The organism is Acidisoma sp. L85, from assembly GCF_009765865.1.
GTDB lineage: Bacteria > Pseudomonadota > Alphaproteobacteria > Acetobacterales > Acetobacteraceae > Acidisoma.
Window position 1 is genome coordinate 23692 of the sequence record NZ_LMUQ01000050.1, and the last position, 9881, is coordinate 33572.

Sequence of the window (9881 nt, forward strand, 5' to 3'; positions counted from 1 at the left end):
GATCGCTTAATCCAACCAATCTCCCGTTTATTTGCATTTGTCCAACCATGCCTTGCTCTTTTAAGCCTGCAAGGCGGCGCCCGGTCGAGGCGCCGCGGGGGAACGGGCTTGAACACAACAGAAACAGGCTCCGCTGATGGCCTTCTGAAGGCCGCCGCCGGCCTCCTTGGCGGCTCGGGTTCCGGCAGACAGGCGCTGGAAGGCATCCGCGTGCTGGATATCGCGACCTTCGTCGCCGCGCCCTTCTGCGGCACCATCCTCGGCGACTTCGGTGCCGAGGTCATCAAGATCGAGCAGCCGAACGAAGGCGACTCACTGCGCCGCTTCGGCACGCCGACGGATTGCGGCGATACGCTCGTCTGGCTCAGCGAATCCCGCAACAAGAAGACCGTCACGCTCAACCTGAAAACCGCGGAGGGCGCCCAAATCTTCCGCGACCTCGTCGCCAAATCCGATGTCGTGCTGGAGAACTTTCGTCCCGGCACGCTGGAGAAATGGGGCGTCGGCTTCGAGGCTTTGCGCGAGATCAACCCCAGCCTCGTCATGCTGCGTGTCAGTGCCTACGGCCAGACCGGACCCAAGAAGAACGAACCCGGCTTCGCCCGCATCGCCCATGCCTTCGGCGGCCTCACCGCGCTTGCCGGTGAGGCGGACGGGCCGCCGGTCGTGCCCGGCTCGACCTCGCTCGCCGACTATATCTCCGGCATGTGGGGCGCCATCGGCGTGCTCCTCGCTTTGCGCGATGTGCAGAATGGCGGCCCCGGCCAGTTCATCGATGTCGGCCTCTACGAAAGCGTCTTCCGCCTGCTCGATGAACTCGTGCCCGCCTATGCGAAATTCGGTACGATCCGCGAGCGCATGGGCCCGGATACGATCAATGTCGTGCCGCATAGCCACTACCGCACCGCGGACGGCCACTGGGTCGCCGTCGCCTGCACCAATGACCGCATGTTCGCCCGTCTTGCCGATGTCATGGGCCGGGGCGAACTCGCCGCCTCACCCTTCTACGCGACGACCGTCGCTCGGGTGGAACGCCGCGCCGAGGTCAATGCCATTGTCGCCGACTGGATCGGCCTCCTATCGCAGGCGGAGGTGCTCGACCAATGCCAGAAGGGCGGGGTGCCCTGCGGCCCGGTCTATTCAATCGCGGATATCTTCGAGGATCCCCAGTACCGCGCCCGCCGGAATTTCTTCGAGACCGAGGATCCGCGCATCGGTCCGGTGACTTTGCCATCACCCGTGCCGCGTCTGTCGGAAACACCGGCGGTCTTCCGCCATACCGGCCGCGCTCTCGGCGCCGACACAGCCGAAATCCTTAGCGACCTTCTCGGAATCGATGAAGACAACCTCTCGCGGTTGCGCGCCGTCGGCGCTATCTGAAAGGCTACATCCTGTCCGGTCCCGCCATGTCAGCTTCCGAACCCGTTGTCATTCCGCAACTTCCGTCGCTGCGTCTCGACGGTAAGCGCGCGCTCGTCACGGGGGCGGGACGCGGCATCGGCGTTGCCTGTGCGGCGGCGCTGACCCAGGCGGGCGCGCATGTCACGCTGCTCTCGCGCACCGGCGACGAGATCGAAGCGGTCGCCGCCGCCCTTCGCGCCGAGGGTGGCGCCGCGGATTGCCTGGTCGCGGATGTCACCGAATCCGCCAGCCTCGGCCCACTGCTGGACGCGCGGGCGCCTTACGACATCCTGGTGAATAATGCCGGCACCAATCGGCCGATGCATTTCCTGGAAGTGACTCTCGAAGACTTCGACGCCGTCGCCGCGCTGAATTTGCGCGCCACCTTCTTCGTCTCGCAACTCGTCGCCCGCCGGCTGGCGGCGGAGAAGCGGCCCGGCTCCATCATCCATATGTCGTCCCAGATGGGCCATGTCGGCGGCACGCATCGCACCGTCTATTGCGCGACCAAACACGCGGTCGAGGGACTGACCAAAGCCATGGCGATCGACCTCGGCCCGCTCGGCATCCGGGTAAACACGATCGGCCCGACCTTCATCGAAACACCGCTCACCCGGCCGTTTTTCGCGCAGGAAGGCTTTCGCACCAACGTGCTGAGCAAGATCAAGCTCGGCCGGGTCGGCCAGGTCGAGGATCTCATGGGCGCCGTTGTCTACCTCGCCTCGGACGCCTCCTCGCTGATGACAGGCACCGCAATGATTATCGATGGCGGATGGACCGCCGACTAGGCTACGCCGAAGTCTCATCTGGTTGCTTCCGTCATGGCATGTGAAGACATGCCGTGCCTCACAAGCCATGGCGGTCGAAGAATGCGCCTACTGATCCTCGCGGACGACTTGTCCGGCGCCGCCGATGCCGGGCTCGCCTGCGCCCAGGCCGGGCTTGAAACCCGTGTCATCCTAGGCGGCAGAGACGGCGATGCGGAAGTCCTCTGCGTCGACGCGGATACGCGTCATCTATCGGCGCAGCATGCGGCGGCCATGACCGCCGGCCTCCTGTCGCGCCATGCGGTCGAGGGTGCCGCGATCTACAAGAAGATCGATTCCACGCTGCGCGGAAATTGGGCGGCGGAACTCGCGGCTCTCCTCAAGATCTCGGGCGACGCGGGACGCGCCGTGCTTGCCCCGGCTTTCCCGGCCATGGGCCGCGTCATGCGGAGCGGACAGCAATTCGTCCACGGCACACCGCTGGGCCAGACCGAAATCTGGTTGCACGAGAAACGCGGCGGCTCCGCCTTGCCGGCCGAAATGCTGGGCGCGCTTGGGATTCAGTGCCGCCTGATCGATCTGCCGACCGTGCGCGGCCCGGCGTCGGACCTCGCGGCGGCGCTGGAGACTGCCCCAGGCGTAGCACTCTGCGACGCCGAAACCGAGGCGGATCTCGCGGCCATCGCCCTCGCCAGCGTGCGCTCGGCCGAGCCCCCAATCTGGTGCGGCTCCGGCGGTCTGGCGCAACCTTTGCCGGCTGCCCTGGGACTTGATGGCGGCTACGCGGCCTGGTCGAGGCCGCCGCCCGTCATCCGCCCCATCCTTTTCCTGGTCGGCAGCCGCTCCGCGCTCACCACCACCCAGCGCACCCATCTGCTGGCCGGCGGCGGTGTAAGGCACATCATTCTTGAGGCCGGGCAGGAGACCGAGGCGACGCGTGCGGTTGAGACGGCGCTGGCCGCTGGCAAGGATCTTCTGGTGACTTTGGCGGAGGCTGGGCACGAGGCGATGCGCGGCGGCGAAACAGCCTGTCAGGGCCTCGCCCGTTTCGTCTCGCCCTGGAATGCCGCAATCGGTGCTTTGGTCGCGACCGGCGGCGAGACCGCGCGGGCCGCATTGGAACAGCAAGGGGCGAGCGGCCTGCGCCTGATTGGCGCGGTGGCACCGGGCGTTCCGCTCAGCATTATCGATGGACCCTGGCCGCTGCCCTGCATCACCAAGGCTGGCGCCTTCGGGGAGCCGGATATCCTGTCCCGCGCACGGCGTGTACTGCGGTCAGGCGCTTTGCCCAGAGAAGGTTCCAGCGATGACTGATGCCCCGGCGGATACCCGCCCCCGGATCGCGATCACCATGGGCGACGGTGCCGGCGTCGGCCCCGAGGTCATCGTGAAAAGCCTTGCCCATCGCGATCTCTACGAGCGCTGCCAGCCGTTGGTGGTGGGCGATCTGTCGCGCCTGAAGGCGGCCGAAGCAGTCGTGCGGAGCGGTCTCCGCTTCACCGCCATCAAGGCCGATCAGGTCGATGCCGCGGCCTATGAGGCGGGCACCGTGACCTGCCTCGACCTCGGCCTGCTCCCGGCCGACCTGCCCTGGGGCGTCATCTCGGCCAAGGCGGGCGATGCCGCCTACCAATACATCAAGACCGCCGTGGATCTCGTGCGGGAAGGCGTGGTTGACGCCATCTGCACGGCGCCCCTCAACAAGGAGGCGCTGCATGCCGGCGGCCACAAATATCCCGGCCATACCGAGTTGCTCGCCGAGCTGACAGGCACGCCCGAAGTCTCGATGATGCTGACGGCCCCCGGCCTCCGCGTCATCCACGTGACCACGCATATGGGCTTGCTCGACGCCATCGCGCGGATCGAGCCGGGCCTGGTCGAGCGCACCATCGCGCGCGGCCACGCGGTCCTGGAGGCGGCGGGGCTGTCGCGCAAGAAGATCGGCGTCTGCGGCATCAATCCCCATGCCGGGGAGAACGGGCTTTTCGGCGGCGGCGAGGAAGAAACCAAGATCGCCCCCGCCATCGCCGCCTGCCGCGCCCGCGGCTGGGACGTCGAGGGACCATTGCCCGCCGACACTTTGTTCTTCCGCGCCGGGCGGGGCGATTTCGATCTCGTGGTCGCCATGTATCACGACCAGGGCCACGGTCCGGTGAAGGTGCTGGGGATCGAGGCCGGGGTGAACATCACCGTCGGCATGCCCGCCGTCCGCACCTCAGTCGATCACGGCACCGCCTTCGACATCGCCGGCAAAGGGATAGTGGACGAGCGCAGCCTGCTCGAGGCACTACGCCAGGCTATTGCGCTGGCACCCCATCGCGGCGCGCGGCCGGCGTTGTAGCGGGTTCTCGTCGCAACGCACCGACTTAGAGCGGGACGCTTCTGGCTGAAACCGTGCTCATTTCACATCGTCATGCTCGGCGAAAGCCGAGCATCCACGCCTTCGCGTGCCATGACGAGATCTTCTGGCACCGGTTTGGCTTTTGCATCGCCACGCGATCCTAACCCGCGAAAAGCGCCTCACAAGCCGCGGCGATCGCCAGCACCCGGCCATCGCCACCGCGCGGCCCGATGATCTGCAAAGCCGCAGGCACACCCATCACCGCCAACCCGCTCGGAATGACGCAGGCCGGCGCCTGGGCGAGGTTCACCGGGTAGCTGAACCCCGCCCATTGTGTCCAGCGCGTGAGCCCCGAACCCTCCGGCACTTCCGCCCCCGCCGCGAAGGGCCGCACGGCACAGGCCGGCGAGATGATCGCATCATGTTCCGCCAGCAGCACATCGACGCCAGCGCCAAACACCGCGCGGCGGCCATTCGCCTGAATCAGCCGCGTCGCACTGACCGCGCGCCCCTCCTCGGCGATTTCGAGCAGACCTGGATCCACCTCGGCCAGCGCGCCAGGCGGCAATCCCGCCAGCCGGGCCGCCGCGCCGGTGAACCATAAAGTCTGGAACAGCCCGAGCAGGTCCTCATCCGGCGGCAAAGCGATCGGCCGCAGATTTGCCCCCGCCCGTTCCAACGTGGCGCAAGCAGCCGCGAAATCCCGCGCGACTTCAGGCTCCACAGTCCCAAAAGGCGGCTCGTCCCAAACGCCTAGCCGAAGCCCGACGAGGGAAGCCGCAGCTTCGCCGACCGCAGGCTTGAACGGCAATGGATTTTGAAACCAGTCGCGGAAATCGCGGCCTGACATGGCGTCCAGCATCAGCGCCGCATCGGCCACGCTGCGCGCCATCGGCCCGATATGCGCGACGGTGCCGAAAGCGCTCGCCGGATAAGCCGGCACCCGGCCGAAAGTCGGCTTATGCCCGACGATGCCGGTGAAGGCCGCCGGGATCCGGATCGACCCACCACCATCCGTGCCGAGATGCAGCGTCCCCGCCCCGGTCGCCGCCGCCACCGCGGCGCCGCCCGAGGAGCCGCCGGGCGTCAACGCAGGATCATAGGGGTTGCGCGAAATGCCGGTGAGCGGCCCGTCGGTCAGCGCCTTCCAGCCGAATTCCGGCGTCGTGGTGATGCCGATGATGACCGCCCCGGCCTCTCGCAGCAGGGCAACCGCCGGCGCATCCTCCACACTCTCCACTGCCGGAGCGCGGGAGCCGTAGCGCGTGGCGTGGTTCTTGATCCAGACGATGTCCTTGATGGTCGTCGGAACGCCGTCTAGCGGGCCACGCGGACGGCCGCCCTGCCATCGCCGCTCGGACTCCCGCGCCGCCGCCAGAGCTTCGTCGTGCAGAATGCGCGTAAAAGCGTTGAAGGCTGGTTGGATCGCCTCAGCCCGCGCCAGCGCGGAACTTACGGCCTCGACCGGCGAGGCCTCGCCACGCCCGTAGAGCATGGCGAGTGTTGCGGCATCCGCCCGGGAAAGCGGGTCGGCATCGGCAAGCGGATCGCGCACCGCTTCCTCCGTGAGTGGCTCAGGTGTTCATGGCGTCGAAGAAGTCCTGGTTCGTCTTGCTGTATTTCAGCTTGTCGAGCAGGAATTCCATGCCGTCCGTCGAGCCCATCGGGTTGAGGATACGACGCAGCACCCACATCTTTGACAGCGTCGCGCGCTCCACCAGCAACTCTTCCTTGCGGGTGCCCGACTTCGTGATGTCGATCGCCGGGAAGGTCCGCTTGTCGGAGATCTTGCGGTCCAGGATGATCTCGGAATTGCCGGTGCCCTTGAACTCCTCAAAGATCACCTCGTCCATGCGGCTGCCGGTGTCGATCAGCGCTGTCGCGATGATGGTGAGGCTGCCGCCTTCCTCGATATTGCGCGCCGCACCAAAGAAACGCTTCGGCCGCTGCAGCGCGTTGCTGTCCACGCCGCCCGTCAGCACCTTGCCGGAACTCGGCACCACCGCGTTATAGGCACGCGCCAACCGGGTGATGCTGTCGAGCAGGATCACCACGTCGCGCTTATGCTCAACCAGGCGTTTCGCCTTCTCCAGCACCATCTCCGTGACCTGAACATGGCGCGTCGCCGCTTCGTCGAAGGTCGAGCTGACGACCTCACCCTTCACGCTGCGAGCCATGTCGGTCACTTCCTCGGGCCGCTCGTCGATCAGCAGCACGATGAGGAAGACGTCGGGGTGATTGGCGGAGATAGCGGTCGCGATATTCTGCAGCATAACGGTTTTGCCGGTGCGCGGCGGCGCCACGATCAAAGCGCGCTGCCCTTTGCCGATCGGCGCGATCAGGTCGATCACCCGTGGCGTATTGTCCTTGGCGGGACCTTTCGCGACGGATTGGAAATTCTCCATCTCCATCTTCAGCCGCTCATTGGGATAGAGCGGCGTGAGATTGTCGAAATTGGTGCGGTGCCGCACCGCCTCGGGCGCCTCGAAGTTGATCGTATTGACCTTGAGCATCGCGAAGTAACGCTCGCCGTCCTTCGGTGCGCGGATCTGGCCCTCGACGGTATCGCCGGTGCGCAGGCTGAAGCGGCGCACCTGATGCGGGCTCACATAGATGTCGTCGGGACCCGGCAGGTAGTTCGACTGCGGGCTGCGCAGGAAGCCGAAGCCGTCGGGCAGGATTTCCAGCGTGCCTTCGCCATGGATCGCCTGGTCGTTCTCGGCCAGGTTCTTCAGGATGGCGAACATCATCTCCTGCTTCCGCAGCGATGAGGCATTCTCCACGTTCAGCGACTCTGCGAGACTCAGCAGGTCCGTGGGGGATTTTGTTTTAAGTTCGGCGAGATGCATCGTGACCCTTCGGGGGCGGCGGCGGACCTGAGACTCAGGCCCAGGGGGGATTTTGCTTGCGGAAACGCGCGTTGGGGAGCAGCGGAAGACCGTATTGGAAGAAGGCGGCGGCCCGGATTTCGGCCAAAGGCGCCGGGGGCCCAGGAAGGACCACAGCTCGCCGGCGCGCTATCAGTTGGACCCGGACGCCGCCTAAGTCAAGGGAGGGCGCCATCGCCGCCGCCGAACCCTGAACGCGATGAGGCCGAGATTGCGGGGTCCCCGGTGAAGCTGGTATCGTCGCTATGACGGTCGGATGGCGATATCACGCCGGCCGCGTCATCTCGCCCGACCCACGTCTCAGACTAGCTTTCATGAGTTTCTGAGTAATTAACCAGCCGCGGTAACAAAAATAATAATCCGCGCCAAGGAGGAAAACCGATGGACCAACTAGCTCCCGCAGGCCTGCTGCAGAAGCCGCCTTTCGCGGCGCGATACGAGAACTTCATCGGCGGCAAATGGACGCCGCCGCGCGCCGGCCGCTATTTCGACAACACCTCGCCGATCACCGGCCGGGTCATCTGTGAGGTCGCCCGTTCCGACAAGGACGATATCGAGCTGGCGCTCGACGCCGCTCATGCCGCCAAGGACGCCTGGGGCAAGACCAGCGTCGGTGAGCGCGCCAGCATCCTCATGAAGATCGCCCAGCGGATGGAGGACAACCTCGACAAGCTCGCTCTCGTCGAGGCCTGGGACAATGGCAAGCCGATCCGCGAGACGACGGCCGCCGACCTGCCGCTCGCGATCGACCATTTCCGCTATTTCGCGAGCTGCATCCGCGCCCAGGAGGGCTCGATCAGCGAGGTCGACAACGACACCGTTGCCTATCACTTCCATGAGCCGCTTGGCGTGGTCGGGCAGATCATCCCCTGGAACTTCCCGATCCTCATGGCGGTCTGGAAGCTGGCCCCGGCGCTCGCCGCGGGCAACTGCGTGGTGCTCAAGCCGGCCGAGCAGACCCCGGCCAGCATCCTGGTGGTGGCCGAGCTCATCGCCGACCTCCTGCCGCCCGGCGTTCTGAATATCGTCAGCGGCTACGGCCTCGAAGCTGGCAAGCCGCTCGCGTCCAGCCCGCGCATCGCCAAGATCGCCTTCACCGGTGAGACGACGACGGGCCGTCTCATCATGCAATACGCCAGCCAGAACCTCATCCATGTCACGCTGGAGCTGGGCGGCAAGTCGCCGAACATCTTCTTCGCCGATGTGCTGAACGAGGATGACGCCTTCTTCGACAAGGCGCTCGAAGGCTTCACCATGTTCGCCCTCAACCAGGGCGAGGTCTGCACCTGCCCCAGCCGCGCGCTGATCCAGAAGTCGGTCTACGACCGCTTCATGGAACGGGCGATCAAGCGGGTGGAGGCGATCCGCCAGGGCAATCCGCTCGATCCCAGCACGATGATCGGCGCCCAGGCCTCCTCGGAGCAGCTCGAGAAGATTCTGAGCTATCTCGACATCGGCAAGCAGGAAGGTGCGAAGGTTCTCACGGGCGGTTCGCGCAATGTGCTGGAAGGGCCGCTCTCGGAAGGCTTCTACGTGAAGCCGACGATCTTCGAAGGCCACAACAAGATGCGGGTCTTCCAGGAAGAAATCTTCGGGCCCGTCGTCTCCGTGACGACCTTCGAGGATGAGGAAGAGGCGCTGTCGATCGCCAACGACACGCTGTATGGCCTCGGTGCCGGGGTGTGGACGCGGGACGGCACGCGCGCCTATCGCTTCGGCCGCGGCATTCAGGCTGGCCGCGTCTGGACCAACTGCTACCACGCCTATCCGGCCCATGCCGCGTTCGGCGGCTACAAGCAGTCCGGCATCGGGCGCGAGACGCATAAGATGATGCTCGACCACTACCAGCAGACGAAGAACATGCTGGTCAGCTACAGCCCGAACAAGCTCGGCTTCTTCTGAGCTAGGCTACTGCGTCAGCTCCGATCTAAAGGCGGGGCTGACGCGTCGGCTGTTCCGGCACACCCGCGCTTCAAAATGCCACTGTCGATCATTAGCTAGCTCGGCCGCGACGCGTTTAAAAAAGCTGTGGCTGTCCCAAGGGTGCGGGCGAGGCGAAGTGAACCGCTGCTCTTTTCACTAAATCGATCACGGCAATCTCGGCATCCGTCTCACCCGTCAACGGGATACTGGTCGCGCCACCGTTGCGGTATCGAAAGTGTGGCTGCGGGAAGCGCAGCCATGAGAAACTCAGAGCAGAATTTTGGCTATCGAAGGCCGCGAAGATCCGACCCGAATGCCCGAGGATCACAAGTGAACCAACACGCTTCGTTATGAGGTTGCCAACATCACCCTGAAACAGATGCCCCGCACTAGCCTGCAGGCTGTCGTAGAAAAAATGGAGATTTCGCAGCGAACTCGGGAGTGAAGCGATTTGGGTTTGGCTGGACCCGTCCCGCGTTAACGGCGGGCCGGATGCGACACTCGATCGCCGCCCGTCGTCCCTCAGCGAAGTCTTGGTCTCGAAGCGAGAAAAGGTCTCAC

Annotated in this window: 8 protein-coding genes; 5 read left to right on the forward strand and 3 right to left on the reverse strand. The window is 65.4% G+C overall.

Features of this window, described 5'->3' with window-relative positions:
• Window positions 1–108: 108 nt before the first annotated feature.
• The 4 genes from GSQ83_RS15390 to pdxA all read left to right on the forward strand — a co-directional run bounded on the left by GSQ83_RS15390 (window position 109) and on the right by pdxA (window position 4509).
• Window positions 109–1380, forward strand: a complete 1272-nt coding sequence (locus GSQ83_RS15390; RefSeq protein ID WP_254065716.1) for a CaiB/BaiF CoA-transferase family protein — start codon at window positions 109–111, stop codon at window positions 1378–1380.
• Between the two features lie 26 nt (window positions 1381–1406).
• Window positions 1407–2189 (forward strand): SDR family NAD(P)-dependent oxidoreductase, encoded by a 783-nt coding sequence (locus tag GSQ83_RS15395; RefSeq protein ID WP_158803760.1) that lies wholly within the window; start codon window positions 1407–1409, stop codon window positions 2187–2189.
• An 81-nt stretch (window positions 2190–2270) separates the two neighbouring features.
• Window positions 2271–3482: a four-carbon acid sugar kinase family protein gene (locus GSQ83_RS15400; RefSeq protein WP_158803761.1), complete on the forward strand. Its 1212-nt coding sequence runs from the start codon at window positions 2271–2273 to the stop codon at window positions 3480–3482.
• A complete protein-coding gene (pdxA, locus tag GSQ83_RS15405; RefSeq protein WP_158803762.1) occupies window positions 3475–4509 on the forward strand; it encodes a 4-hydroxythreonine-4-phosphate dehydrogenase PdxA in 1035 nt (344 codons plus the stop codon). The genes GSQ83_RS15400 and pdxA overlap by 8 nt, the downstream gene beginning before the upstream one ends.
• A 160-nt stretch (window positions 4510–4669) precedes the next feature.
• Here the strand turns inward: pdxA and GSQ83_RS15410 are convergent, their stop codons facing one another.
• Both GSQ83_RS15410 and rho read right to left on the reverse strand, forming a co-directional pair.
• Window positions 4670–6064, reverse strand: a complete 1395-nt coding sequence (locus tag GSQ83_RS15410) for an amidase (RefSeq protein ID WP_254065717.1) — start codon at window positions 6062–6064, stop codon at window positions 4670–4672.
• Window positions 6065–6083: 19 nt separating this feature from the next.
• Entirely contained in the window at window positions 6084–7358 is a 1275-nt protein-coding gene (gene rho / locus GSQ83_RS15415) for a transcription termination factor Rho (RefSeq protein ID WP_158803763.1), read from the reverse strand.
• A gap of 420 nt (window positions 7359–7778) precedes the next feature.
• On the opposite strand from rho, the gene adh reads away from it, so the two are divergent.
• On the forward strand, window positions 7779–9299 hold the full coding sequence (gene adh / locus GSQ83_RS15420) for an aldehyde dehydrogenase (protein ID WP_158803764.1): 1521 nt from the start codon (window positions 7779–7781) through the stop codon (window positions 9297–9299).
• A 115-nt stretch (window positions 9300–9414) separates the two neighbouring features.
• Here the strand turns inward: adh and GSQ83_RS29985 are convergent.
• On the reverse strand, window positions 9415–9881 hold a 467-nt coding region (locus GSQ83_RS29985; RefSeq protein ID WP_216850224.1), incomplete at its 5' end, for a hypothetical protein.

Excerpts from the sequence above, each read along its gene's own strand:
- GSQ83_RS15395 (WP_158803760.1), top strand. The coding sequence starts at position 1,407 with ATGTCAGCTTCCGAACCCGTTGTCATTCCGCAACTTCCGTCGCTGCGT.
- GSQ83_RS15400 (WP_158803761.1), top strand. The coding sequence starts at position 2,271 with ATGCGCCTACTGATCCTCGCGGACGACTTGTCCGGCGCCGCCGATGCC.
- pdxA (WP_158803762.1), top strand. The coding sequence starts at position 3,475 with ATGACTGATGCCCCGGCGGATACCCGCCCCCGGATCGCGATCACCATG.
- rho (WP_158803763.1), bottom strand. The coding sequence starts at position 7,358 with ATGCATCTCGCCGAACTTAAAACAAAATCCCCCACGGACCTGCTGAGT.
- adh (WP_158803764.1), top strand. The coding sequence starts at position 7,779 with ATGGACCAACTAGCTCCCGCAGGCCTGCTGCAGAAGCCGCCTTTCGCG.